The 24,327-nt window shown below is 62.3% G+C and carries 25 protein-coding genes; 21 read left to right on the forward strand and 4 right to left on the reverse strand.

Annotated features, from left to right (window positions below):
• Nucleotides 1–24: 24 nt before the first annotated feature.
• Complete coding sequence (locus UB23_RS16340) at nucleotides 25–621, forward strand: MarC family protein (RefSeq protein WP_045060339.1); 597 nt, start codon at nucleotides 25–27, stop codon at nucleotides 619–621.
• Between the two features lie 26 nt (nucleotides 622–647).
• Here the strand turns inward: UB23_RS16340 and cobJ are convergent, their stop codons facing one another.
• From cobJ to cobG, 4 genes are read right to left on the reverse strand one after another with little or no spacing between them, the layout of a single operon-like run.
• Nucleotides 648–2,354, reverse strand: a complete 1,707-nt coding sequence (cobJ, locus tag UB23_RS16345) for a precorrin-3B C(17)-methyltransferase (protein WP_045060340.1) — start codon at nucleotides 2,352–2,354, stop codon at nucleotides 648–650.
• Nucleotides 2,354–3,088, reverse strand: coding sequence for a precorrin-2 C(20)-methyltransferase (locus UB23_RS16350; RefSeq protein ID WP_045060341.1), 735 nt, complete (start codon nucleotides 3,086–3,088; stop codon nucleotides 2,354–2,356). Before UB23_RS16350 ends, cobJ begins: the two co-directional genes overlap by 1 nt.
• Entirely contained in the window at nucleotides 3,085–3,711 is a 627-nt protein-coding gene (locus tag UB23_RS16355) for a precorrin-8X methylmutase (RefSeq protein ID WP_045060342.1), read from the reverse strand. Before UB23_RS16355 ends, UB23_RS16350 begins: the two co-directional genes overlap by 4 nt.
• The gene (gene cobG / locus UB23_RS16360; protein ID WP_045060343.1) at nucleotides 3,704–5,023 is read right to left on the reverse strand and encodes a precorrin-3B synthase; all 1,320 of its coding nucleotides are present in this window, start codon (nucleotides 5,021–5,023) and stop codon (nucleotides 3,704–3,706) included. Before cobG ends, UB23_RS16355 begins: the two co-directional genes overlap by 8 nt.
• A 258-nt stretch (nucleotides 5,024–5,281) precedes the next feature.
• Here cobG and UB23_RS16365 point away from each other — a divergent pair, with 258 nt between their 5' ends.
• The 20 genes from UB23_RS16365 to ureC all read left to right on the forward strand — a co-directional run bounded on the left by UB23_RS16365 (nucleotide 5,282) and on the right by ureC (nucleotide 24,285).
• Complete coding sequence (locus UB23_RS16365) at nucleotides 5,282–6,493, forward strand: bifunctional cobalt-precorrin-7 (C(5))-methyltransferase/cobalt-precorrin-6B (C(15))-methyltransferase (protein WP_045060344.1); 1,212 nt, start codon at nucleotides 5,282–5,284, stop codon at nucleotides 6,491–6,493.
• Nucleotides 6,486–7,583, forward strand: coding sequence for a cobalt-precorrin-5B (C(1))-methyltransferase (locus UB23_RS16370; protein WP_045060345.1), 1,098 nt, complete (start codon nucleotides 6,486–6,488; stop codon nucleotides 7,581–7,583). Before UB23_RS16365 ends, UB23_RS16370 begins: the two co-directional genes overlap by 8 nt.
• Nucleotides 7,580–8,296: a cobalt-precorrin-6A reductase gene (locus tag UB23_RS16375; RefSeq protein ID WP_045060346.1), complete on the forward strand. Its 717-nt coding sequence runs from the start codon at nucleotides 7,580–7,582 to the stop codon at nucleotides 8,294–8,296. Before UB23_RS16370 ends, UB23_RS16375 begins: the two co-directional genes overlap by 4 nt.
• Nucleotides 8,297–8,328: 32 nt before the next feature.
• Nucleotides 8,329–8,481, forward strand: coding sequence for a hypothetical protein (locus tag UB23_RS30295; protein ID WP_414704638.1), 153 nt, complete (start codon nucleotides 8,329–8,331; stop codon nucleotides 8,479–8,481).
• A 94-nt stretch (nucleotides 8,482–8,575) separates the two neighbouring features.
• A complete protein-coding gene (locus tag UB23_RS16380) occupies nucleotides 8,576–8,974 on the forward strand; it encodes a DUF2946 domain-containing protein (protein WP_045060347.1) in 399 nt (132 codons plus the stop codon).
• A gap of 48 nt (nucleotides 8,975–9,022) precedes the next feature.
• A complete protein-coding gene (locus UB23_RS16385; RefSeq protein WP_045060348.1) occupies nucleotides 9,023–9,502 on the forward strand; it encodes a copper chaperone PCu(A)C in 480 nt (159 codons plus the stop codon).
• A gap of 20 nt (nucleotides 9,503–9,522) precedes the next feature.
• Nucleotides 9,523–9,969: a DUF2946 domain-containing protein gene (locus tag UB23_RS16390; RefSeq protein WP_045060349.1), complete on the forward strand. Its 447-nt coding sequence runs from the start codon at nucleotides 9,523–9,525 to the stop codon at nucleotides 9,967–9,969.
• 190 nt (nucleotides 9,970–10,159) lie between these two features.
• Nucleotides 10,160–12,277, forward strand: coding sequence for a TonB-dependent copper receptor (locus UB23_RS16395; protein ID WP_045060350.1), 2,118 nt, complete (start codon nucleotides 10,160–10,162; stop codon nucleotides 12,275–12,277).
• A gap of 138 nt (nucleotides 12,278–12,415) precedes the next feature.
• Nucleotides 12,416–13,792: a PepSY-associated TM helix domain-containing protein gene (locus UB23_RS16400; protein WP_045060351.1), complete on the forward strand. Its 1,377-nt coding sequence runs from the start codon at nucleotides 12,416–12,418 to the stop codon at nucleotides 13,790–13,792.
• 323 nt (nucleotides 13,793–14,115) lie between these two features.
• On the forward strand, nucleotides 14,116–15,381 hold the full coding sequence (gene urtA / locus UB23_RS16405) for an urea ABC transporter substrate-binding protein (RefSeq protein ID WP_045060352.1): 1,266 nt from the start codon (nucleotides 14,116–14,118) through the stop codon (nucleotides 15,379–15,381).
• Nucleotides 15,382–15,508: 127 nt separating this feature from the next.
• A complete protein-coding gene (urtB, locus tag UB23_RS16410) occupies nucleotides 15,509–17,008 on the forward strand; it encodes an urea ABC transporter permease subunit UrtB (protein WP_045060353.1) in 1,500 nt (499 codons plus the stop codon).
• Nucleotides 17,008–18,087, forward strand: a complete 1,080-nt coding sequence (gene urtC / locus UB23_RS16415) for an urea ABC transporter permease subunit UrtC (protein ID WP_045060354.1) — start codon at nucleotides 17,008–17,010, stop codon at nucleotides 18,085–18,087. Before urtB ends, urtC begins: the two co-directional genes overlap by 1 nt.
• Nucleotides 18,084–18,953, forward strand: coding sequence for an urea ABC transporter ATP-binding protein UrtD (urtD, locus tag UB23_RS16420; RefSeq protein ID WP_045060355.1), 870 nt, complete (start codon nucleotides 18,084–18,086; stop codon nucleotides 18,951–18,953). The genes urtC and urtD overlap by 4 nt, the downstream gene beginning before the upstream one ends.
• Nucleotides 18,954–19,082: 129 nt before the next feature.
• Complete coding sequence (gene urtE, locus UB23_RS16425; RefSeq protein ID WP_045060356.1) at nucleotides 19,083–19,781, forward strand: urea ABC transporter ATP-binding subunit UrtE; 699 nt, start codon at nucleotides 19,083–19,085, stop codon at nucleotides 19,779–19,781.
• A gap of 30 nt (nucleotides 19,782–19,811) precedes the next feature.
• Nucleotides 19,812–20,651 carry an urease accessory protein UreD gene (locus UB23_RS16430; RefSeq protein WP_045060357.1) on the forward strand — a complete coding sequence of 280 codons (840 nt, stop codon included), beginning with the start codon at nucleotides 19,812–19,814 and terminating at the stop codon, nucleotides 20,649–20,651.
• Nucleotides 20,652–20,804: 153 nt separating this feature from the next.
• Nucleotides 20,805–21,107: an urease subunit gamma gene (locus tag UB23_RS16435; protein WP_045060358.1), complete on the forward strand. Its 303-nt coding sequence runs from the start codon at nucleotides 20,805–20,807 to the stop codon at nucleotides 21,105–21,107.
• Nucleotides 21,108–21,116: 9 nt separating this feature from the next.
• A complete protein-coding gene (locus UB23_RS16440; RefSeq protein ID WP_045060359.1) occupies nucleotides 21,117–21,650 on the forward strand; it encodes a GNAT family N-acetyltransferase in 534 nt (177 codons plus the stop codon).
• A 7-nt stretch (nucleotides 21,651–21,657) separates the two neighbouring features.
• Complete coding sequence (locus tag UB23_RS16445; RefSeq protein ID WP_045060360.1) at nucleotides 21,658–22,191, forward strand: GNAT family N-acetyltransferase; 534 nt, start codon at nucleotides 21,658–21,660, stop codon at nucleotides 22,189–22,191.
• Nucleotides 22,191–22,496 (forward strand): urease subunit beta, encoded by a 306-nt coding sequence (locus UB23_RS16450; protein ID WP_045060361.1) that lies wholly within the window; start codon nucleotides 22,191–22,193, stop codon nucleotides 22,494–22,496. Before UB23_RS16445 ends, UB23_RS16450 begins: the two co-directional genes overlap by 1 nt.
• Nucleotides 22,497–22,584: 88 nt before the next feature.
• Entirely contained in the window at nucleotides 22,585–24,285 is a 1,701-nt protein-coding gene (gene ureC / locus UB23_RS16455; RefSeq protein WP_045060368.1) for an urease subunit alpha, read from the forward strand.
• Nucleotides 24,286–24,327 lie beyond the last annotated feature (42 nt).

Genomic DNA, 24,327 nt, shown 5'->3' on the forward strand with positions numbered 1-24,327 from the left:
TTTTCCCTGCAGTGAGCTCGCACCATGCTCCATGTGTTGTTCAGTGTGTACCTGAAGATGCTGGTGCTCTACAGCCCGTTCTTCGTACTGTCCTGCTTCATCAGCCTGACGCGCGGCTACTCGCGAAAAGAACAACGCCGCCTGGCCTGGAAAGTGGCGACCGCCACGCTGGTTTCGAGTGTGCTGCTGTACTTGTTCGGCCGGGTGATTTTCGATGTGTTCGGCATCACGGTGGATGCCTTTCGCATCGGCGCCGGCAGCGTGCTGTTCATCTCGGCATTGGGCATGGCGCAGGGCAAATCGGTGGTGCAGACTGACAACGTGCAACAGGACGTGACCATCGTCCCGCTCACCATTCCCCTGACGGTCGGCCCCGGGACTATCGGCGCGCTGTTGGTCATGGGCGTGAGCCAGCCGCATTGGGACGACAAGCTGACGGCAATCGTCAGTATCGCCCTGGCCAGTTTCACTGTGGGCGTGGTGCTTTTCCTGTCGAACCGCATCGAGAGAATCCTGGGCGACCAGGGGCTGCAGATTGTCAGCCGCTTGATGGGGTTGTTCGTGTGTGCGCTGGCGGCGCAAATCATCTTTACCGGGATCCGAGGGTACCTGGTGCCCTGAACACAGGCCCCCTCAAAACCTGGCGATTACTTGATTTCGACCAGCTTGTCTCCGTAACTGCGCGGCGTATACACCCATGACAAACCCTGGGCTCGAGGGAACACGCGAGTCGTCGAAGAACCAATCAATACCATTGTTCGCATATCAACCTGATCCGCAGTCAACTGCCCCAGGGTAGTCACCCGTAACGTTTGACCGGGCCGCCCGATATCTCGCCCCAGCACGACCGGCGTCTCGGCAATGCGGTACTGCGCCACGATCTCAAGGGCGCGCCCCAGCTGCCAGGGGCGTGATCGTGAAATCGGGTTGTAAAATGCCATGGCCAGGTCGGCTTGAGCGGTCAGCGCCAGGCGCTTCTCGATGATTTCCCATGGTTTGAGATTGTCCGACAGCGACAGTACACAGAAGTCATGCCCCAGCGGAGCACCTGCCTGGGCAGCGGTAGCCAGTGACGCTGAAACGCCGGGAAGAATTTCCAGGTCAACGCTGTGCCATGCGGGGTCACGGGATTCATGCAGCGCTTCAAGCACCGCCGCGGCCATCGCAAATACCCCTGGGTCACCAGAAGACACCACGACCACGCTGCGACCTTGCGCCGCCAACTCAAAGGCATGTCGCGCTCGCTGCATTTCCTCACGGTTGTCGGTGCAGTGCAGCACTTGATCGGCGCGGAACGGCCCCGCCATGCGCACATAGGTTTCATAACCTAGAACATCATTGGCGCGGGTCAATTCCAGCTTCACTGCAGGCACCATCAAATCCGCAGCGCCCGGGCCAAGCCCGATGACGGCCAGGCGCCCCCGTGCACGACCAATGCGCGAGGGGTCCAACGGGTGTTCGGCGACGGCAACCGTGATCCCGTTATCGCCATGGACGGTCAGCGGTGGCGACGTTAGCTCGGCCAACTGCTCGCAAACAGTGTCCGCCCTGGAAAACCGCAGTGGCACATTGAGTTCGACGGCGGCGTCACGAAGCGCCTGGCTGGCCATCTGCTGTTCACTGGCCAACAAACAGGCCAGCGAGTGCACGGCAATGTTCGCGTTGTGCAGGCGCTTGCGAATGGCATCGGCCAGGTCTGCGACCTCTTCGTTCACCAGCACCAGCACGCTCTTGGGATAAATCAGCAGCTCATTGGCGGATGGCTCGCGCTCGGTACTCCCGACATGAATGGCCAGACGCGCCTGCTGATCCTGGGCCAACTGCGCTTGCGCCAGCCACGGCGCATCGCCTTCAATTCGAACCGGCTCACCGCCGAGCAAATCGGAAACAAAGCGTTTACCGAGCTCCAGATCGCCCAAGGCGTAGCCGCTGGGCGGGTTCAGCAAACAGGTGCCAAAGCGCAGTTCGCCGCTGGTAGTGATGGCCGGCGCGATCCCCAGGCTTTCAGCAATTTCGCGGGCCAATACGTTGACACCGCCCAGGCCACCCAACAGCGGCACCACGGCGCTGGCGTCTTCAGCCACGACCAGTACCGGCGGTTCCACGCCTTTTTCCAGGAGCAGCGGCGCCAGCGTACGGATCACGATACCGGCGGCGCACAGCGCAATGATCGGTGTGTTCGTCGTGTAGAGTTCGCGCAGGGTAGCGCCGAACTCCTGATACACGACGTCTGCGCCCTCGACCCTTGTGGACAGTCCGTAGATCAGGGCGCCGGGCAGGGATCGCTGAATCAGGCGTGCAGTCGCGAGGCTGCCATTACCTAGAATGACGATTGCAGGAACGGATCGACTCATCAGCCCTGCCACCTTTCACCCGGAACGATGATCAATGAGAAGTACGGCGAAGACATCGGCTCGACCTGATCCAGCGGTACTATCTTCTGGTTAGCCATGGTGGCGCGCTCAACGTACAGCGCCCGCTCTGCGAGGCCCAGCTCGCCCAGTACTTCTCGAACCTTGGGAAAGTTGCGCCCCAGTTTCATGATCACTGCCGCGTCAGCGTCGGCCAGGCGGCGCTTGAGATCTTCACGGGGCAACACGCCGGACAACACCGACAGGCTCTGATTTCGATAGACCAGAGGGGCACCGAGTACCGACGCGCCTCCCAGCATCGAGCAGACACCCGGCACCACTTCGGCTTCGTAGCGCTCGGCCAGGCGGTCGTGCAGGTACATGTACGAACCGTAGAAGAACGGGTCGCCTTCACAGATCACCGCCACATCTCGCCCGGCATCCAGGTGCTCGGCCAACTCTTGCGCAGCGGTGTCGTAGAAGTCGCTGATCACTTGCTCATAGGACAACGGTGCCGGCAATGCTTCGGTGGTCACCGGGTACACCAGCGGCAGCAGTGTTTGTGCATCCTGCAGGTGCGCCTCAATGATACCGAACGCATTGCCCTTCTTGCCCTTGGCGACGAAGTACGCGACCACAGGCGATTCGCGTAACAGGCGCAGGGCTTTGACCGTGATCAGTTCCGGATCACCCGGGCCGACGCCCAGGCCAATCAAACGTCCAGATGGCTGCATCATTCGATCTCCGTAGCCAGGGCATTGACGGCGGCGGCAGCCATGGCGCTGCCTCCCAGCCGCCCTTGCATGATCACGAACGGTACGCCTCGGCTGTCGGCGGCAAGCGCTGCCTTGGATTCGGCTGCGCCCACGAAACCTACCGGAAAGCCCAGAATCAGCGCCGGTTTCGGCGCGCCGGCATCGAGCATTTCCAGCAAGTAGAACAAGGCCGTCGGCGCGTTACCGATGACGACCACGCTGCCTTCCAGATGCGGGCGCCACAACTCGAGCGCAGCAGCGGAACGGGTGTTGCCCAACTCACGCGCCAGCTCTGGCACGCTGTCGTCGCGCAACGTACAGATCACCTGATTGTTGGCCGGCAAGCGCGCGCGGGTCACGCCTTCGGACACCATCCGCGCATCACAGAGAATCGGCGCCCCGGCCATCAGAGCCTCACGCCCCGCCTTGCCCGCCCCTTCGGAATACTGCAAGCCGTCAATGGACTCGACCATGCCGCAGGCGTGGATTACCCGAACCGCGAGTTTTTCCAGGTCAGCCGGGATCCGGTCGAGGTTGGCCTCGGCGCGAATGATCGCGAAGGAGTTGCGATAGATCTCCTGACCGTCGCGGATGTAATCAAGCATCAAGGGGGCTCCGTGGGCGGGCATCAAGCAATGCACCCGCCGCTTCAATAGTGAGATTGCGTGCTTGCAGCGCGCCGAAACCCGGCAGTGCTGCATCGCGAAAATAAACATCGTAGTGACCCGCGCTGGTCGCCAGCAGCGTCACGGGGGCAGGGTGCGCGCAGGCGCAGGAGCGTGGGCAACCTGTCAGGTGAACCTGTTGCCCGCGCGGGCCTGGCTGCAGCGCCCCCAACAGCCGGGCATCGCCCTTGGTATCCGACAACCCTTTGGCGCAGCCGCAAGAACCGGTGCAGGCCACCAGATCGGTCAACGGCTCATTGGCGTCGACCAGGAAACCCAGGGCCTGCAATTGCCGGGTGACCCAGGGCGCATCCTCCTGGCGGATGTTGGGCAGCAGCAGGCTTTGCCAGGGCGTCAGGCGCAGGCTGGCGTCGCCGAACTGCTCAGCCAGGTCCGCGGCGCCCTTGAGCATCGACGGATCCAGCCGCCCGAGCGGCGGTGCGACGCCAACATACACAAGGCCTTCATGGCGCTGGGCAACAGTGCCCAGGTGCAATTTCGCTCCCGCCGCCGGGCGCTGCCACTCAGTCACGCCCAGTAGCGGCACCCGAGTGGCCAGCATCTGCAGCAACAGCTCTGGTGACCGTTCGGCCAGCACATGGCGCATACGGGTCTGGTCCGGCCGAGCAAGCTCAAGGAACAGATCCAGGACGGCGATCACCAGCGCATGGGCGTTCTGCAGCTGTACCGCGGCCGCCGGCAAGTCTGTGGGGCAGCCGGCAAAACCGAACGCCAGCACCACTTCTCCCGCCCGGTCAGCCGCGCTCAGCCACAGGTCGTGAGGATGCTCGAGCATGGCCAGCGCCTCACCGCCGTCCAGTTGCAGGGCGAACTTGGCCGACAGGGCATGGAAGCGTTCATGGGTTTGCAGGCTGTCGAGTATTTGCCGGGCCAGTGGACGGGTGTCGAGCAGCATTTTTCGATCGATACCGGCGCCAGGGCTAAGCATCACATTGCGCACGTCGTCGCCAGCGGCGGTGGCAGGCCCCAACCCGGCAGCCAGCAAGCTGTCAATCAGTGCGGTTTCCTGCCCGCCAATGCCGCGAATCTGCAGATTGGCCCTGTTGGTCGCTTCCATGACCCCATCGGCATACCGCTGCGCGGCCTGGGCAACAGCCTTGGCCTGAGCGCTGCGGATGGAACCGCCATCGAGTTTGATCCGGCAAATCCCCCCGTCCAGCGCCTGAACGACACGCAGCAATCCCGGGCAAGCCGAAGGACGCAAGGGACTGGAGGTCGGTCGTGATTTCACGGGTTAGCCGGCAAGGGAATTAAGCTCGGCATTATGCCTGCTTTGCCCCGCAGGATGAAAAGCCCGTACGTTTTGACGACGAAACGCGAGGAGCTTTCGAGTTGCAAAAACACCGACAGTGAAGCGCCAGGCCCTCATCCCGGCGACTGATAAGGACAACCGGTCACAGGCTACGCCGGGCTATAATGGACGGCCGCACGGGCAACTCAGGCCCGGGTTGCGGTGATGATGTGCTTGGCTTGATAAAAGAGGAACGGCATGACCCCTTGGCTGACGGTGGTAGGTATCGGTGAAGACGGCTTCAAGGGCCTTGGCAAGAATGCCCGACGCGCCCTGCTGTCTGCATCGCGGATCTTCGGCAGCCCGCGCCAGCTCGAACTGTTGCCCCTGTGTATCGTCGGCGAACGTCGTCAATGGCCGAGCCCGTTCTCGCTGGATTCACTGCTGGCCCTGCGCGGCGAACCGGTTTGCGTACTGGCCAGCGGCGACCCGATGTTCTTCGGCGTCGGGGCCAGCCTCACCCGGCAACTGTCCACTGACGAAATGCTGATCCTGCCGGCGCCGTCCTCTTGCTCCCTGGCCGCTGCGCGAATGGGCTGGGCGCTGCAGGACGTCGTCACCCTGTCCGTCGTCGCCCGGCCGGTCGCTGCGCTCAACGCACATCTGTTCAACGGCACGCGCCTGCTGGTACTCAGCAATGACGGCCAGAGCCCTGGTGCCATTGCCGCGTTGTTGCGCGAGCGCGGGTTCGGCCCGAGTCGCCTGAGCGTGCTTGAGCACCTGGGCGGTGACGCCGAACGCCGCATCAACGCAGTGGCCAATGACTGGAGCAATCCGGTCATCGCCGATCTCAACCTGGTTGCCATTGAATGCTTCGCAGAAGCCGACGCACCGCGCCTGTCGCGGTTGGCCGGTTTGCCGGACAGCGCCTTCAAGCATGATGGTCAGCTGACCAAGCGTGACGTGCGGGCGATCACCCTCGCTCGCCTGGCGCCGGTGCCGGGCGAACTGCTGTGGGACGTCGGCGCTGGCAGTGGTTCGATCGGGATCGAGTGGATGCGTGCGCACCCGAGTTGCCGCGCACTGGCGGTCGAGGCTGACGCAGGGCGCCAACTGTTGATTGAACATAATCGCGATGCCCTCGGCGTGCCCGGCTTGCAGCTGATTCGCGGCAGCGCGCCGCAGGCGCTGGATGGGCTTGAGCGCCCCGACGCCATTTTCATCGGCGGCGGCGTCACCCGCGAAGGCGTGCTGGACACCTGCTGGGCAGCGCTCAAGCCCGGCGGCCGCCTGGTGGCCAACGCAGTTACGCTGCAGAGCGAAACGACCCTGATGGCGTGGCGCGAGCAGCACGGCGGCGAGCTCACGCGAATTCACATCGCCCAGGCGCAACCCCTGGGTGACTTCGACACCTGGCGCCAGGCGCTGCCGATTACCCTGCTGGACGTGGTCAAGCCCTTCGATGCGTGATGAAACCGCAGAACAACCCGCCCCCCTGCGCAGCGGCCTGACCACCGGCAGCTGCGCCACCGCTACCAGCCTCGCGGCCGCCCGGTTGCTACTCGGCGGCCTGGGTGCGGACGCTGTGGATATTGTGTTGCCCAAGGGCAAGCAGGTGCAGATGCGCCTGGAGTTCTGCCGTTTGACCGAAGACGGCGCGGAGGCCGGCACTATCAAGGATGCCGGTGACGATCCGGACGTCACCCACGGCGCCCTGCTCTATTCAAGGGTGCGCCTGGACGCCGACCCAGGCGTACGTTTCAGGGCTGGCCGTGGCGTTGGCACCGTCACACGCCCGGGGCTGGTCCTGGGTGTGGGCGAGCCGGCAATCAATCCGGTGCCGCGCAAGATGATCAGCGATCACCTGACCCAACTGGCCGCCGAATTGGGTTACGGCGGTGGGTTCGAGGTCACGGTCAATGTCGAAGGCGGCGAGGCGCTGGCATTAAAGACCATGAACCCGCGGCTGGGGATTCTCGGCGGGCTGTCGATTCTCGGCACCAGCGGTATCGTCCGGCCGTTCTCCTGCGCCGCGTACATTGCCTCTATTCATCAGGGCATCGACGTCGCCAAGACCAACGGCTACCTGCACATTGCCGCGTGCACCGGCAACGCCAGCGAAGACACCATGCGCCGGGTCTACGACTTGCCGGAAATCGCCCTGATCGAAATGGGCGACTTCGTCGGTGCTGTGCTCAAGCACCTGCGCCGGGTGCCTGTGGATAAACTGAGCCTGTGCGGTGGGTTTGGCAAAATCAGCAAGCTGGCCGCCGGGCACATGGACCTGCACAGCCGGCACTCAAGCATCGACCTGGCGCAATTGGCTGACTGGGCCGCCGCCATCGGCGCCGACGAGGCGTTGCAACAGGCGATCCGCGAGGCCAATACCAGCCAGCAAGCCCTGGCCATGGCCAGCGCAGCCGGGATCGCCCTCGGTGATCTTGTGTGCCAGCACGCACTGGATTTTGCCCGCAGCGTGGTGCCGGCCCAGGTGCAGGTCGAAGTGTTCGCCATCGACCGCCAGGGCGGCGTGGTCGGCCACGCGGGAGCCTTCCAATGAAACGCATCCTGTTGCTGGGCGGCGTCACTGAAGCATTGGCCATTGCTCGAACCCTGGCACCGCCACACATTTACAGCCTGGCCGGCGTAGGCCGCGTGCCCACGGATCTGTCATGCCAGGTGCGCGTCGGTGGCTATGGCGGTGCGGATGGCCTGGCGCAGTTCATCGGCGATCAAGGCATCGACCTGCTGCTGGACGCCACCCATCCCTACGCAGCCCAAATCAGCCAGAACGCCGCCACTGCTGCGCGCATCAGCGGCATACCCTGCTGGGCCCTCAGGCGCCCGGCATGGCAGGCCCAGGCCGGTGATGACTGGCGAGAAGTGAAGGACTGGGCAGATCTGATCAGCGCCCTGCAACCCTTCAGACGCCCACTGTTCACCCTCGGCCGCGAGCCTTTGCAACACCTGCACGAAATCCCGCCCGAACAGTTCTGGACGCTGCGTGCACTGGACGTCTACCCCGGCAACGAACGCTGCGAAGTGATCGGCGCCCGCGGGCCCTTCCTGATCGACGACGAACGCCACCTGTTCGAGCGCCGGCAGATCGACGTGCTGATCAGCAAGAACAGCGGCAGCACCGCCACCGAGCCGAAGCTGGAAGTGGCGCGGGAGCGTGGGGTGCCGGTGCTGGTGTTGAAAAGACCGGTGTTGCCGGTGGTGGACAGGGAATTTGAGTCGGTGATGCAGGTGTTGGGGGCCCTGTCGTCGTAGATGTCCCCGACATTCTTTCGAAACTCGAGGCTTTGTCGACCGGGTTTTTCGGAATAAGCCGTATATCCAGCCTATCGCGTCAATCTTATAGTTCGGCATTGAGCAGCGCTGGCAATCTGGAATTCGCGACTATCATGAAGGTTATGAAAGCCTTGGGCCTGCGCTTGCATGCCAATGCGCCCTGACTGCTGCGACACCACACCGCAGGCGGACTTTTTACTTATCGGCACTGATCAGGCTAAATAGCCGCGCCTGATCGCCCATCCACCGGATTTCCCCATGTCCCGACAACGGCTCGCAATTGCCTGGATCGCCTGCTTTGCAGTGCTGTTCAACATGCTCGCCATGCCGATGAGCGGGGCGCTGGCGCAGTCGGCTAAATCGCCGGCCGATCAGTTGTTGTGGGGCAGTTTCTGCTCTTCCAGCGGCACGAAGATGGTGGCGATTTCACTGGGTGACGTCGACCAGAAAGCCCCCTCAGGGGACGATCATTCCAACATGCAGCATTGCTGGTGCTGCTCCGGGTCTGCGCCATTGGTGGCATTGCCCGGGCATGAGCCGCAGCTGTATTTCGCACAGTACCAGGCCAATCGCAGCCTGGCAGTCGGCATCCTGGATACACCCACACCTCGCCAGCAATGGCCTGCCTTGAACCCCCGCGCGTCCCCTCTGGTGTGATTCCTTCTCGCAATTGACCTGCGTTTTGAATCGTTCTGGAGAACCGCCATGTTGAACAAACTCATCGTCCTGGCCGCCTTGGTGTTGCCTGCCTGCTTTGCCAATGCCCACGATTACAAGGCCGGGCAACTTGAAGTTGCCCACCCCTGGTCCATGGAGCTGCCACCCAATGCACCGACCGTGGCCGCGTATTTCGTGATCACCAACAAAGGCGACACCGCAGACAGGTTGGTCAGCGTCGACTCGACGATCGCCGGCAGCGCCCAATTGCATGAACACGTACAGCAAGGCGACCTGATGAAGATGCAGCAGGTACCCAGCGTGGCAATCCCGGCCGGTGGAGTCGTCACCTTCGCCCCCATGGCCTATCACGTCATGCTGCTGGACCTCAAAGACCGCGATCTGTTGAGAGACGGCCAGAAGTTCCCGCTGACGATGCACTTTGAAAAGTCCGGTGAAGTGACGGTCGACGTCACGGTGCAGAAGCAGGCGCCGGATGGCGCGCCAATGCACGCCCACGCCCAATAACCGACCGAGCCCGCACGCCCATGCGCCCGCTTAGCGCCAGGTTCCCAGCTACCCGCCGTCAGCCATTGCGCCTGACTCGCGGCAGCTGGGTCAGCCTGTTCGCCATGTTGATGATCTTTATCGGCCCGCTGATTTCCCAGTCGATGCCGATGGATCAGCGCGCGCCGATGCCCATGGACATGTCCACGAGCATGAGCATGGACATGTCGACGATGGTGCACGCCGAACATGGCGCGCAGGTCGACGATGAGCATTGCCCGCCGAAAACCGATCATCACGCGCTGTGGGAACGATGCGGCTACTGCAGCCTGTTGTTCAATTGCCCGGCACTGACGGGCGGCCACTCTTTCGCGGCCTTTGACACCCCCAAGACCAGCACTTTCACCACCCCCGCCACACGCCTGGGCCATGCCCGGCCAACCTTCTTCCCCGGCGCCCGCACCCGCGCGCCCCCTTCCGCCGCGTAAACACCTGCCCAAACCCACACGGCTATAGGACAGCAAAGCTTCCTGTGGGAGCGGGCCTGCTCGCGAAAGCGTTGTGCCAGATGACATCCATGTGGCTGACATTCCTCTTCGCGAGCACGCCTGCTTCCACAGTTGATTCGATGCTTTGGCTGCCAGCCGTGACGTTTACGACTGTTCGACGGAAATTTTCATGTCCATGTTTTCTGCAGACACACGCCTGGGCGCCGCCCAGGTTTCTTTCGCCCTGAACCCGACCAGCGTCCGGGTCAGTCACGCCACCGCGATCCTTTGCGGCGCTTTGCTCATGCCCCTGGCGCAAGCCGATGAACACGCCGGGCACAATGAAGAATTGAGCCCCACGGTCATCACCGCCATTGCCCAGAGTTCACCGCTGACCATCGTCACCAACCCCAAGGACCCGCGCCAACCGGTGCCGGCCAGTGATGGCGGTGACTACCTCAAGACCATCCCCGGCTTCGCCCTGGTGCGCAATGGTGGCACCAACGGCGACCCTGTGCTGCGCGGCATGTTCGGTTCACGCCTGAATATCCTCACCAATGGCGGCATGATGCTCGGCGCCTGCCCCGGCCGAATGGACGCACCCACCTCCTACATTTCGCCGGAAACCTACGACAAGCTCACAGTCATCAAGGGCCCGCAAACCGTGCTCTGGGGCCCCGGCGCATCAGCCGGGACCGTCCTCTTTGACCGAGAACCGGAAAACTTCGGCGAGCTTGGTTCGCGGGTAAATGCCAGCCTGCTGGCCGGTTCCAACGGTCGTTTCGACAAAGTGGTGGACGCTGCTGCCGGAGGACCGTTGGGCTATGTGCGAGTGATCGGCAACACGGCCCACTCCGACGACTACCGTGACGGCAACAATGACACCGTGCCCTCGCGCTACGACAAGTGGAACGGCGACGTCGCCGTGGGCTGGACGCCGGATGCCGACACCTTGCTGGAGCTGACCGCTGGCAAGGGTGACGGTGAAGCGCGGTACGCCGGACGCGGCATGGACGGTTCCCAGTTCAAGCGCGAGAGCCTGGGCCTGCGCTTCGAAAAATCGAACATCGGCGAGGTGCTGGACAAGGTCGAGGCACAGATCTACTACAACTACGCCGACCATGTGATGGACAACTACACGCTGCGCACGCCTTCCGGCACCGGGATGATGGCCGGTCCCATGGCCTCGAACGTCGACCGCCGCACCCTCGGTGCGCGCATCAAAGGCACCTGGCGCTGGGCCGACGTGCAATTGATCAGCGGCCTCGATGCGCAGACCAATGAACACCGCCAGCGCAGCGGCATGGGCATCGATACCTACAAGGACGTGCCGTTCACCAAGGACGCCGACTTCCATAACTATGGCGTCTTCAGCGAGCTGACCTGGTTCGCCACGGACAGTGACCGGCTCATCAGCGGCGCCCGCCTGGATCGCGCCTCGGCCAGGGATTTTCGCCAGACCACCGGCTCGGGGATGATGATCCGGCCCAACCCGACCGCCAACGACACCCGCGCCGACACCCTGCCCAGCGGCTTCATCCGCTACGAGCATGACTTGGCCGACAGCCCGACCACTCTCTATGCAGGCCTGGGTCACACCCAGCGCTTCCCGGATTACTGGGAGCTGTTTTCGCCCAACTCAGGCCCGAGCGGGTCGCTCAACGCCTTTGATTCGATCAAGCCGGAAAAAACCACCCAGCTCGATTTCGGCCTGCAGTACAAGAGCGCTGAACTCGAAGCCTGGGCCTCGGGTTACGTCGGCCAGGTGCGCGACTACATCCTGTTCGATTACACCCCGGGGATGATGGGAATGACCTCGCAGGCGCAGAACATCGACGCGCGAATCATGGGCGGCGAACTCGGTGCCGCCTACAAGCTGACCGACAACTGGAAGGCTGACGCGACCCTGGCTTATGCCTGGGGCAAGAACAGCAGCGACGGCAACGCACTGCCGCAAATGCCGCCGCTCGATGCCCGTTTCGGCCTGACTTATAGCGAAGACAACTGGAGCGCCGGGGCGCTGTGGAGGCTGGTCGCCGCGCAAGACCGGATCGACCGCAACAAGGGCAACGTGGTCGGCAAGGACTTCGACAAGACCGCAGGTTTCGGGGTGTTCTCGCTCAATGGCGCCTACCGGATCAATCAGCACTGGAAGGTCAGCACCGGCGTGGACAACCTGTTCGGCAAGGCTTACGCCGAGCACCTGAACCTGGCCGGCAACGCAGGCTTTGGCTACCCGGCCAACGACCCGCAAGCCATCAAGGAACCGGGGCGAACGCTCTGGACCAAGATTGATATGAGTTTCTAACAAGAAAAGTCAAAAGATCGCAGGCTACGCCAGCGCCTACATCGCATGCACCCTGTAGGAGCGCTGTAGGAGCTGTCGAGTGAAACGAGGCTGCGATCTTTTTACGGGACAATCGATTCGCCAAGCGGAGCACCCACCATGCAACAGCCCAAAGTGAATTTCTACAACCTGGCCTGGCGCTGGCATTTCTACGCCGGTCTGTTCGTCGCGCCATTCATGGTCATGCTGGCCCTGACCGGGGTCATCTACCTGTTCAAGCCACAGCTTGATCCGTTGATGTACGGCAGCCTGCTGAATGTCCCGGCCGGCCATCACAGCCTGCCGGCCGACGAGCTGCTCAAACGGGTGAAAATTGCCTATCCACAAGGTCAGGTCACGCAGTACCTGCCACCGGTCAATGCCGAACGCAGTGCCCAGTTTGTGGTGACCCAGGCCGACCAGGAACTGAACGTCTTTATCGATCCTTATCACGGCGACATCCTCGGCGAGCAAGACGCCAAGATGAACCTGCAAGCCGTGGCCCGGGCGATTCACGGCGAGCTGATGATCGGCACGGTGGGTGATCGCCTGGTCGAACTGGCCGCCGGTTGGGGCATTGTGCTGGTGGTGTCCGGCGTCTTCCTCTGGTGGCCACGGGGCCAGGCAGCCGGCATCCTCTGGCCGCGCCTGAGCAGCCGCGGCCGAGTGCTGTGGCGCGACCTGCACGCGGTCACCGGTTTCTGGGGCGCGACCTTTCTGCTGGTGATGTTGCTCAGCGGCATGACCTGGACCGGGTTCTGGGGCAAGCAATACGCGGGGGTCTGGAACGTCTTTCCGGACGCGATGTGGAATGCCATGCCCAAGTCCGATGTCGAAGCGCGCAGTCTCAATACCGCCACTCGCCAGACTGTCCCATGGGCCATGGAAAACACGCCGATGCCGATGTCCGGCGATCATGCCGAACACATGAACCACGGCGATAAATCTGCCGGCCCGGCGGCACCGATCATCAGCCTGCAAGACGTGCAAAACGTCGCCGAACAACGCAAGGTCGAGCCCGGCTACAGCATCACCCTGCCCACCACCGACACCGGCGTGTTCACGATCGCCGTGTTCGCCGACGACCCGCGCAACGATGCCACCCTGCATGTCGATCAATACACCGGCAAGGTGCTCGCCGATGTGCGCTGGGAAGACTACGGCAATGTCGCCCGCGCCACGGAAGTCGGCGTGATGTTGCATGAAGGCAAGATGTTCGGGGTCATCAATCAGATTATCGTGCTGCTGATCTGCCTGATGATTCTGCTGAGCGCGGTCAGTGGCGTGGTGATTTGGTGGAAACGTCGCCCGCAAGGCAAGCTCGGCGTGCCACCGCTGCGCCACGACCTGCCGAAATGGAAAACCGCCATGGTCATCATGTTCGCACTGGCGGTGGCATTTCCGTTCGTAGGGGCCTCGTTGGTCGTTGTCTGGGTTTTGGACCGTGTGCTGTTTTCGCGATTCAACCGGCAGCCTGAATCGGCTTCTACTTCCTGAATCCGGCTTCCTCTGCAGGAGCGGGCTCGCTTGCGATCAACGTCGTGACGCTGCGGTCAGACAGAAACCAGCGTTATCGTTGACGTCTATCGCGAGCGAGCTTGCTCCGACAGGTAGGGGCGGCGCTCCTGCCCTGTTGTGGCGCACCCCGGCGCACCAACGCCCCGACCTCGACCCTTCCTGGTGCGCCGCCCAGCCGCGCACCCTGTCTAAACCGACACTTTCCTGCCTTATGCCGACCAGGCACAGCCCTTGCTAAAGACTCTTCAGTAGCCCGCATCTGCCAACCAAGAAAAATATCTAATGTTCATGGAGATTGCACAATGAAGCGTCGTAGCTTGATCAAGGCTTTCACACTCACGGCAAGCATCGCCGCAATGGGCATGACCTGGACTATCCAGGCCGCCGAGACCATCAAGGTCGGGATTCTGCACTCATTGTCCGGCACCATGGCAATCTCCGAAACTTCGCTCAAAGACATGGCGTTGATGACCATCGACGAGATCAACGCCAAGGGCGGCGTGAACGGCAAGATGCTCGAACCGGTAGTGGTCGACCCTGCGTCGAACTGGCCGCTGTTCGCCGAGAAGGGCCGCCAGTTGCTGACACAGGACAAGGTCGCCGTGGTCTTCGGTTGCTGGACTTCGGTGTCGCGCAAATCAGTGTTGCCGGTATTCGAGGAGCTCAATGGCCTGCTGTTCTACCCGGTGCAATACGAAGGCGAAGAAATGTCGCCAAACGTGTTCTACACCGGCGCAGCGCCGAACCAGCAGGCGATCCCTGCGGTGGAATACCTGATGAGCGAGGAAGGCGGCAGTGCCAAGCGCTACTTCCTGCTGGGCACCGACTACGTCTACCCGCGCACCACCAACAAGATCCTGCGTTCTTTCCTGCACTCCAAAGGCGTGGCGGACAAGGACATCGAAGAGGTCTACACCCCGTTCGGCCACAGCGACTACCAAACCATCGTTGCCAACATCAAGAAATTCTCGGCAGGCGGCAAGACGGCGGTGATCTCTACCGTCAACGGCGACTCCAACGTGCCGTTCTACAAAGAGCTCGCCAACCAGGGCCTGAAGGCTACCGACGTTCCGGTCGTAGCGTTCTCGGTCGGTGAAGAGGAACTGCGCGGCATCGACACCAAACCGCTGGTGGGTAACCTCGCGGCCTGGAACTACTTCGAGTCGGTGGAAAACCCGGCGAACAAGAAATTCGTTGCCGACTGGAAAGCCTATGCGAAGAAACACAACCTGCCGGGCGCCGACAAAGCGGTCACCAACGACCCAATGGAAGCCACCTACGTGGGCATTCACATGTGGGCCCAGGCAGCTGAAAAAGCCAAGTCCACCGACGTCGACAAAGTCCGCGAAGCCCTGGCCGGCCAGACCTTTGCCGCGCCGTCCGGCTACACGCTGACCATGGACAAGACCAACCACCACCTGCACAAGCCGGTGATGATCGGCGAGATTCAGGCGGACGGTCAGTTCAACGTGGTCTGGCAGACCGAAGGCCCGATCCGTGCCCAGCCTTGGAGCCCGTTCATTTCGGGTAACGACAAGAAGCCGGATTATGCGGTGAAGAGCAACTAGATAGCAGGAACAAGCCCCTAACCCTGTGGGAGCAAAGCTTGCTCGCGATGGCGGTACATCTGGTACAGCGCTATCGCGAGCAAGCTTTGCGCCCACAGGGCCCATCGTCGCCTCTCAGGACGTAGCTATGTCCCTATATCGTTTGCTTCTTGCCATCACTTTCCTGTTGCTGCCGATGGCTACTTTTGCCGGCGACGTCGAAGACTTCGTCGCCGCCAATCCGGTTCAACAAGCCAAGCTTCTGGAAGCCTGGGCCGCGCAGCCCGACCCGGCGCGTGTCGAGCTGATCAACGCCTTGCAACAAGGGCAGTTGACCGTCGACGGCCAGCCGAAAACCCTGCGCCTGAACAACCGCCTGCGAGGTCTGATCGACACCGCACTGGCCAGCCACCAACTGCTCGCCGCCGATGCCAAACTGCGTCTGGCCGCCGCACAACAATTGCAGAAAAGCGCCAAACCGGCGCAACTGAAATTCCTCGACCAGCAACTGGCCGCAGAATCGGACGAAAACGTCCACGCGGCCCTGAGCCTGGCCCTGGCCAACCTGCAGCTGGTCGACACCGACCCAGCCGTGCGCCTGGCGGCCGTGCGCCTGCTTGGGGAAACCGGCGACCCGCTGGCCCGCACCCGCCTTGAAAGCCTGCTGGAACCGGGCGTCGAGGCCGACGCCGGGGTGCGTACCGCCGCCGAAACCAGCCTGGCCCAAGTGAAACGCAAACTGCTGATCGGCGAGGTCCTCGGCCAGGCGTTCAGCGGCATGTCCCTGGGCTCGATTCTGCTGCTTGCCGCCCTCGGCCTGGCGATTACCTTCGGCTTGCTCGGGGTGATCAACATGGCCCACGGCGAGATGCTGATGCTCGGCGCGTACTCCACCTATGTGGTGCAGCTGATGTTCCAGCGCTACGCCCCGCAAGCCATCGAGTTCTACCCGCTGATTGCCCTGCCGGTGGCGTTTTTTGTCACCGCAGCAATCGGCATGGCACTGGAGCGCACAGTGATCCGCCACCTCTATGGGCGCCCACTGGAAACCCTGCTCGCCACCTGGGGCATCAGCCTGATGCTGATCCAGTTGGTACGGCTGGTGTTTGGCGCACAGAACGTCGAGGTGGCCAACCCGGCCTGGTTGTCCGGCGGCATTCAGGTGCTGCCAAACCTGGTGCTGCCCTACAACCGCATCGTCATCATCGCGTTTGCGCTGTTCGTGGTCGTGCTGACCTGGCTGCTGCTGAACAAAACGCGCCTGGGGTTGAACGTGCGCGCCGTCACGCAAAATCGCAACATGGCCGCCTGCTGCGGAGTGCCGACCGGTCGCGTCGACATGCTCGCGTTCGGGCTCGGCTCCGGTATCGCCGGGCTCGGCGGCGTGGCCCTGAGCCAGATCGGTAACGTAGGCCCTGACCTTGGCCAGAGCTACATCATCGACTCGTTCCTGGTGGTGGTGCTCGGCGGCGTAGGTCAACTGGCCGGGAGCGTCTTTGCCGCATTCGGCCTGGGCATTGCCAACAAGATTCTCGAACCACAAATCGGAGCCGTACTCGGCAAGATCCTGATCCTCGCGCTGATCATTCTGTTTATCCAGAAACGTCCGCAAGGCCTCTTTGCACTGAAAGGACGGGTGATCGACTGATGAACCAGCCCCTGATGCTCACGGCTACACAAAAGGCCGGCCCCAAGGTCACGATCGCCGTCGGTGCGGTGATTCTCGTGCTGCTGCTGGCACTGCCGTTGCTTTCGCTGTTGCCACCGGACAGTACGTTCCACGTCTCCGCCTACACCCTGACCCTGGTGGGCAAGATCCTGTGCTACGCCATCGTTGCCCTGGCCCTGGATCTGGTCTGGGGTTACGCCGGCCTGTTGTCCCTGGGCCACGGCCTGTTCTTCGCCCTCGGCGGTTATGCGATGGGCATGTACCTGATGCGCCAGGCCTCGGGCGATGGCTTGCCGGCCTTCATGACGTTCCTGTCGTGGACCGAATTGCCATGGTACTGGGCCGGCACCAGCAGTTTTCTCTGGGCCATGTGCCTGGTGGTGCTGGCGCCGGGACTGCTCGCGCTGGTGTTCGGCTTCTTCGCCTTCCGCTCGCGCATCAAGGGCGTGTATTTCTCGATCATGACCCAAGCGCTGACGTTCGCCGGGATGCTGCTGTTCTTCCGCAATGAAACCGGGTTCGGTGGCAACAACGGCTTCACCAACTTCCGCACCATTCTCGGCTTTGGCATCACCGAACCCGGTACCCGCGCAGTGCTGTTTATTGCCACGGTGCTGTTACTGGTGGCCAGCCTGTACATCGGCTGGCGCCTGGCGCAAAGCAAATTTGGCCGGGTGCTGACCGCGCTGCGCGACGCAGAAAACCGCCTGATGTTCTGCGGCTACGACCCACGCGGCTTCAAGCTGTTTGTGTGGGTGTTGAGTGCAGTGTTGTGCGGCCTGGCCGGTGCGCTGTATGTACCGCAAGTCGGCATCATCAACCCGAGTGAAATGTCGCCGACCAACTCCATCGAAGCCGCTGTCTGGGTAGCGCTGGGTGGGCGCGGCACGCTGATCGGGCCGCTGCTGGGCGCCGGCGTGGTGAATGGCATGAAGAGCTGGTTCACCGTGGCCTTCCCCGAGTACTGGCTGTTTTTCCTCGGCGCACTGTTCATTGTCGTGACGCTGTACCTGCCCAAGGGTGTGATCGGCTTGCTGAAGAAAAGGGGCGAACAATGAGAATCACACCGACGGCGCAATTCATGCTTGAACCCGCCTTCTTCCCACCGGAACCGAACAAGGATGCCGGCAGCAGCCGGGACGCCATCGGCCTCGGCCAGCGCGTGACGCCCGGCCTGAACACCCGTCACGGCACCATCCTGACCCTGGAAGACATCAGCGTCAGCTTCGATGGCTTCCGGGCGCTGAACAACCTGAACCTGTACATCGGCGTCGGCGAGTTGCGCTGCATCATCGGACCCAACGGTGCGGGCAAGACCACCTTGATGGACGTGATCACCGGCAAGACACGCCCCAGCCATGGCAAGGCGTGGTTCGGTGAAACCCTTGACCTGACGCAGATGAGCGAAGTGCAGATCGCCCAGGCGGGCATCGGTCGCAAGTTTCAGAAACCGACAGTGTTCGAGGCGTTGAGCGTCTTTGAAAACCTTGAACTGGCGCAGAAAACCGACAAGTCGGTGTGGGCCAGCCTGCGGGCTCGCCTGAGCGGTGAACAGAAGGATCGCATCAGCGAGGTGCTGGACACCATTCGCCTGACCAGTTCGGTCAATCGTCCGGCGGGCCTGCTGTCCCATGGTCAGAAGCAGTTCCTGGAAATCGGCATGTTGCTGATGCAGGACCCGCAGCTGCTGCTGCTCGACGAACCGGTGGCGGGCATGACCGATGCCGAGACCGAATTCACCGCTGAGCTGTTCAAGCGTCTGGCCGGCAAGCATTCGCTGATGGTGGTCGAGCACGACATGGGTTTTGTCGGCTCGATTGCCGACCACGTAACGGTGCTGCACCAGGGTAGCGTGCTGGCCGAAGGGTCGCTTGCGCAGGTGCAGGAAAATGAGCGGGTGATCGAGGTTTATCTCGGACGCTGATGCACTTCATAGGAGCGAGCTTGCTCGCGATGGAGATCAACGATTACGCGGGCTGCCTGAATGAACGCTTCGATCTCGGGATCATCGCGAGCAAGCTCGCTCCTACAAGGGTTTTGAGGAGAATTTGGAATGCTGCAAGTCGACAAGCTGCACCAATACTACGGTGGTAGCCACATCCTGCGCGGCCTGACGTTTGACGTGAAAATCGGCGAAGTCACCTGCCTGCTCGGGCGCAACGGCGTGGGCAAGACCACCTTGCTCAAATGCCTGATGGGCCTGCTGCCGGCCAAGGACGGCGCGGTCAACTGGGAAGGTAAACCGATCACCACGTTCAAACCCCACCAGCGGGTACACGCCGGAATTGCGTACGTTCCCCAGGGTCGGGAAATTTTCGGCCGACTGACCGTCGAAGAAAATCTGCTGATGGGTCTGTCACGCTTTCCCGGCAGCGAAGCGAAGGAAGTCCCGGCGTTCATTTACGAACTGTTCCCGGTGTTGCTGCAAATGAAGCAGCGACGCGGTGGCGATTTGTCCGGCGGCCAGCAGCAACAGCTGGCCATCGGTCGCGCATTGGCCAGTCGCCCACGCTTGCTGATCCTCGATGAGCCCACCGAAGGTATCCAGCCTTCGGTGATCAAGGAAATCGGCGCGGTCATCAAGAAGCTTGCCGCCCGCGGGGACATGGCGATTTTGCTGGTCGAGCAGTTCTACGATTTTGCTGCCGAACTCGCCGATCAGTACCTGGTGATGTCCCGCGGCGAGATCGTGCAGCAGGGGCGCGGCGAAAACATGGAAGCCGAAGGTGTGCGCGGCCTGGTAACCATCTAATCTGCAGCGTCCAGACGATCATTGGTACTTATGAACTTACCTGTTTCCCCTGCCCTGTTTACCCCGAGCTGGCACGCCGAGCTGGAACTGGGCTATGCCAGATTTGGCGACAGCACGCGCCCGGTACAGCGCCGCCACATGGGCCCGTTGCGGGTGCAAAAACACCTGTATGCCGAAGGCCCCGAAGTGTGCCAGCACATCATCGTGCACCCGCCAGGAGGTATTGCCGGCGGGGATAGACTGGACATCAGCGCCAGCGTGGGTCGCGATGCCTGGGCGCAAATCACCAGCCCCGGCGCGGCCAAATGGTATCGCGCCGCAGGGCCCGCCTATCAGCAACTCGACTTGAAAGTCAGCGCAGGCGCGACACTGGAGTGGTTGCCCCAGGAGACCATCATTTTCAGCGCCGCGCAGGCAGAGCTCAGCACGTCCATCGACCTGGAAGGCGATGCGCGCCTGTTCTACTGGGACGTCGTGGCATTGGGACGGCCGGCCAGTGGCGAGCGCTTTGACCTGGGGCATTTCCAGGCGCAACTCGACATCCGTCGCGACGGCCAGTTGCTCTGGCACGAACGCCAGCGCATTGTCGGGGATGACGGCTTGCTTGACTCGCCTATCGGGCTGGACGGGCGACCGGTGTTTGCGACGCTGCTGGTAACGGGTGAGATCGACAATGACTTGCTGGAAAAATGCCGCTCTCTACCCAACGACGTCCGCGGGGATTTAACCCAGTTACCGGGACTTCTGGTCGCCCGATGCCTGGCCAGCGAAGCCCTGTTGGCCCGCAGCTGGATGATTGATTTATGGCGATTGCTCAGGCCGGCGTTGTTAGGCCGCGAAGCGCTGCCACCGAGAATATGGAGCACCTGAACACGTCATTTGCAGGAGCCGGCTTGCCGGCGATGGCGGCCGGTCAGGCGCCTGATGGGGTGAATGTGCCGACGCCATCGCTGGCAAGCCAGCTCCCACAAGATTACGTGTGAACAGATCCGAATTTTTTACTGCCCAAGATGGATTCCAACAATGGACCTGACCCCACGCGAAAAAGACAAGCTGCTGATCTTCACCGCCGGCCTGGTGGCCGAGCGACGTTTGGCACGCGGCGTGAAACTCAATTACCCGGAAGCCATGGCCTACATCTCCGCCGCGCTGCTCGAAGGCGCGCGCGACGGTCAGACCGTGGCGCAGCTCATGCATTTCGGCACAACACTGCTCAGTCGCGAACAAGTGATGGAAGGCATCCCGGAAATGATCCCGGAAATCCAGGTGGAGGCAACGTTTCCCGACGGCACCAAACTGGTGACCGTTCACCAACCCATCGCCTGAGGACGCGTCATGAACTTCCACATCCGCGATGCCGTCCACGCCGACCTGCCCGCGATCCGCGATATCTACAACGATGCCGTACTGAACACCACGGCCATCTGGAACGAGCAGGCGGTCGACCTGGGAAACCGCCAGGCCTGGTTCAGCGCCCGGCAGTCACAGGGTTATCCGATTCTGGTCATCGTCGACGGCGACAACACTGTACTGGGCTACGCTTCATTCGGTGACTGGCGGCCGTTCGACGGTTTCCGCCACACGGTGGAACACTCGGTGTATGTGCGCAGCGACCAGCGTGGCAACGGCCTAGGCCCGCAACTGATGGCCGTGCTGATCGAGCGCGCCAAAGGCTGTGACAAGCACATCATGGTGGCCGCCATCGAAAGCGGTAACGCCGCTTCCATTCGTCTGCATGAGCGCGCCGGTTTTATCACCACCGGCCAGATGCCCCAGGTCGGCACCAAGTTCGGCCGCTGGCTGGACCTGACCTTCATGCAACTGACGCTCAATCCTGGCGCGCAACCGCCGATCGCCAGCAAGGAGTAACGCCCCGATGAACGCCGCTCAACTGCGCCGCGTCAATGTTGAAAGCTTCGCGCACTATCGCCAGGGACTGATCGATCTGCTGCTCGATGCAGTGGGTTATGGCGCCAGTGTCGGATTCATGGCGAACCTGGACGCGGTGCAGGCCCGCGCCTATTTCGACGAAGTCCAGGACAACCTGAACAAGGGCAATGTACTGCTCTGGGTGGTGGTCAAGGACGAACAGGTGCAAGCCAGCGTACAGCTGACCCTGTGCCAGAAAGCCAATGGCCTGAACCGTGCCGAAGTGCAAAAACTGCTGGTGCGCGAGCACGCGCGACGTCGTGGCCTGGGGCAACAGTTGATGACCGCCCTGGAGACCGCCGCGCTGCAGCACAAGCGCGGCATGCTGTACCTCGACACCGAGGCCGGCTCACCGGCCGAAGACTTCTACAAGGCGCTGGGCTACACCCGTGCCGGCCAGATCCCCGACTACGCCTGCGACCCGAGCGGCCAGTACAAGCCGACCGCCCTCTACTACAAGATTCTGCAAGGAGCCCATTGATGATTCCCGGTGAATACCAGATCCAGCCCGGCGACATCGAACTCAACACAGGCCGCCGCACGATCAGCCTGAAAGTGGCCAATAGCGGCGACCGGCCAATTCAGGTTGGCTCGCATTACCATTTTTTTGAAACCAACGACGCGCTCACCTTCGACCGTGCGGCCAGTCGCGGCATGCGCCTGAACATCCCTGCCGGCACTGCCGTGCGTTTCGAACCGGGGCAGAGTCGGGAGGTCGAGCTGGTCGACCTGGCGGGAAATCGCCGGGTGTTCGGGTTTGCCGGGCGGATCATGGGTGACCTTTGAGCAATGCGGTGCTTGCAATGGCCCCATCGCGGGCAAGCCTTGCTCCCACAGGTGAGCCTAAAACACAATTGAACCCCAAGGCATGCGCATGAAAATTTCCAAACAAGCCTACGCCGACATGTTCGGCCCCACCGTTGGTGACAAGGTCCGCCTGGCGGACACCGAACTGTGGATTGAAGTGGAAAAAGACTTCACCACCTACGGCGAAGAAGTAAAGTTCGGCGGCGGCAAAGTCATCCGCGACGGGCAGGGCCAGAGCCAGCTCTTGGCCGCTGAAGTCGCCGACACTGTGATTACCAATGCACTGATCATCGACCATTGGGGCATCGTCAAAGCCGATGTCGGCCTCAAGGATGGACGCATCGCCGGCATCGGCAAAGCGGGCAACCCGGACGTGCAACCCGACGTGACCATCGCCATCGGCGCCAGCACCGAAATCATCGCCGGCGAAGGCATGATCCTCACCGCGGGCGGCATCGACACCCACATCCACTTCATCTGCCCGCAGCAGATCGAAGAGGCGTTGATGAGTGGCGTTACCACCATGATCGGCGGTGGCACTGGCCCGGCCACCGGCACCAACGCCACCACCTGCACCTCCGGGCCGTGGCACCTGGCACGGATGCTTCAGGCAGCGGACGCGTTCCCGATGAACATCGGCCTCACCGGCAAGGGCAACGCCAGCCTGCCGGAGCCGCTGATCGAACAGGTCAAGGCCGGCGCCATCGGCCTCAAGCTGCATGAAGACTGGGGCACCACGCCGGCGAGCATCGACAACTGCCTGAACGTCGCCGACCAGTACGACGTGCAGGTGGCGATCCATACCGACACGCTCAACGAGTCGGGCTTCGTCGAAACCACACTTGCCGCGTTCAAGGGGCGCACTATCCACACCTACCACACCGAAGGCGCGGGTGGCGGTCACGCACCAGACATCATCAAGGCCTGCGGCTTTGCCAACGTGTTGCCTAGCTCGACCAACCCGACCCGGCCGTTCACCCGCAACACCATCGACGAACACCTGGACATGCTGATGGTCTGCCACCACCTGGACCCCGGCATCGCCGAAGACGTGGCCTTCGCCGAAAGCCGCATCCGCCGCGAAACCATTGCCGCCGAAGACATCCTCCACGACCTCGGAGCGTTCTCGATGATCAGCTCCGACAGCCAGGCCATGGGGCGAGTCGGTGAAGTGATCACCCGAACCTGGCAGACCGCCGACAAGATGAAAAAGCAACGCGGCGCGCTGCCCGGGGATGGTCCCGGCAACGATAACTTCCGCGCCAAGCGCTACATCGCCAAGTACACCATCAACCCGGCGATCACTCACGGCGTCAGCCATGAAGTGGGCTCGATCGAAGTGGGTAAATGGGCCGACCTGGTGCTCTGGCGGCCAGCTTTTTTCGGGGTCAAGCCGACGCTGATCCTCAAAGGCGGTGCGATCGCGGCCAGCCTGATGGGCGACGCCAATGCATCGATACCCACACCGCAACCGGTGCACTACCGCCCGATGTTCGCCAGCTATGGCGGCTCGCTGCACGCCACCAGCCTGACTTTTATCAGCCAGGCAGCGCACGACGCCGGCCTACCCGAGGCGCTTGGCTTGAAGAAGAAAATCGCCGTGGTCAAAGGCTGCCGTGAGGTGCAGAAAACCGACCTGATCCACAATGATTATCTGCCGACCATCGACGTCGATCCGCAGACCTATCAAGTCAAGGCCGACGGTGTGTTGCTGTGGTGTGAACCAGCGGATGTGCTGCCGATGGCGCAGCGCTATTTCCTGTTCTGACCCCACGTTGAGCAGGCAGGAATCCGGCATGCCAGGTTCCTG

This window comes from Pseudomonas sp. ES3-33, assembly GCF_000952175.1.
GTDB lineage: Bacteria > Pseudomonadota > Gammaproteobacteria > Pseudomonadales > Pseudomonadaceae > Aquipseudomonas > Aquipseudomonas gregormendelii.

Bases quoted from the DNA above. Each gene is read 5' to 3' on its own strand.
- UB23_RS16340 (WP_045060339.1), top strand. From the start codon at position 25: ATGCTCCATGTGTTGTTCAGTGTGTACCTGAAGATGCTGGTGCTCTAC.
- cobJ (WP_045060340.1), bottom strand. From the start codon at position 2,354: ATGAGTCGATCCGTTCCTGCAATCGTCATTCTAGGTAATGGCAGCCTC.
- UB23_RS16350 (WP_045060341.1), bottom strand. From the start codon at position 3,088: ATGATGCAGCCATCTGGACGTTTGATTGGCCTGGGCGTCGGCCCGGGT.
- UB23_RS16355 (WP_045060342.1), bottom strand. From the start codon at position 3,711: ATGCTTGATTACATCCGCGACGGTCAGGAGATCTATCGCAACTCCTTC.
- UB23_RS16365 (WP_045060344.1), top strand. From the start codon at position 5,282: ATGACCCCTTGGCTGACGGTGGTAGGTATCGGTGAAGACGGCTTCAAG.
- UB23_RS16370 (WP_045060345.1), top strand. From the start codon at position 6,486: ATGCGTGATGAAACCGCAGAACAACCCGCCCCCCTGCGCAGCGGCCTG.
- UB23_RS16375 (WP_045060346.1), top strand. From the start codon at position 7,580: ATGAAACGCATCCTGTTGCTGGGCGGCGTCACTGAAGCATTGGCCATT.
- UB23_RS16380 (WP_045060347.1), top strand. From the start codon at position 8,576: ATGTCCCGACAACGGCTCGCAATTGCCTGGATCGCCTGCTTTGCAGTG.
- UB23_RS16385 (WP_045060348.1), top strand. From the start codon at position 9,023: ATGTTGAACAAACTCATCGTCCTGGCCGCCTTGGTGTTGCCTGCCTGC.
- UB23_RS16390 (WP_045060349.1), top strand. From the start codon at position 9,523: ATGCGCCCGCTTAGCGCCAGGTTCCCAGCTACCCGCCGTCAGCCATTG.
- UB23_RS16395 (WP_045060350.1), top strand. From the start codon at position 10,160: ATGTCCATGTTTTCTGCAGACACACGCCTGGGCGCCGCCCAGGTTTCT.
- UB23_RS16400 (WP_045060351.1), top strand. From the start codon at position 12,416: ATGCAACAGCCCAAAGTGAATTTCTACAACCTGGCCTGGCGCTGGCAT.
- urtA (WP_045060352.1), top strand. From the start codon at position 14,116: ATGAAGCGTCGTAGCTTGATCAAGGCTTTCACACTCACGGCAAGCATC.
- urtB (WP_045060353.1), top strand. From the start codon at position 15,509: ATGTCCCTATATCGTTTGCTTCTTGCCATCACTTTCCTGTTGCTGCCG.
- urtC (WP_045060354.1), top strand. From the start codon at position 17,008: ATGAACCAGCCCCTGATGCTCACGGCTACACAAAAGGCCGGCCCCAAG.
- urtD (WP_045060355.1), top strand. From the start codon at position 18,084: ATGAGAATCACACCGACGGCGCAATTCATGCTTGAACCCGCCTTCTTC.
- urtE (WP_045060356.1), top strand. From the start codon at position 19,083: ATGCTGCAAGTCGACAAGCTGCACCAATACTACGGTGGTAGCCACATC.
- UB23_RS16430 (WP_045060357.1), top strand. From the start codon at position 19,812: ATGAACTTACCTGTTTCCCCTGCCCTGTTTACCCCGAGCTGGCACGCC.
- UB23_RS16435 (WP_045060358.1), top strand. From the start codon at position 20,805: ATGGACCTGACCCCACGCGAAAAAGACAAGCTGCTGATCTTCACCGCC.
- UB23_RS16440 (WP_045060359.1), top strand. From the start codon at position 21,117: ATGAACTTCCACATCCGCGATGCCGTCCACGCCGACCTGCCCGCGATC.
- UB23_RS16445 (WP_045060360.1), top strand. From the start codon at position 21,658: ATGAACGCCGCTCAACTGCGCCGCGTCAATGTTGAAAGCTTCGCGCAC.
- UB23_RS16450 (WP_045060361.1), top strand. From the start codon at position 22,191: ATGATTCCCGGTGAATACCAGATCCAGCCCGGCGACATCGAACTCAAC.
- ureC (WP_045060368.1), top strand. From the start codon at position 22,585: ATGAAAATTTCCAAACAAGCCTACGCCGACATGTTCGGCCCCACCGTT.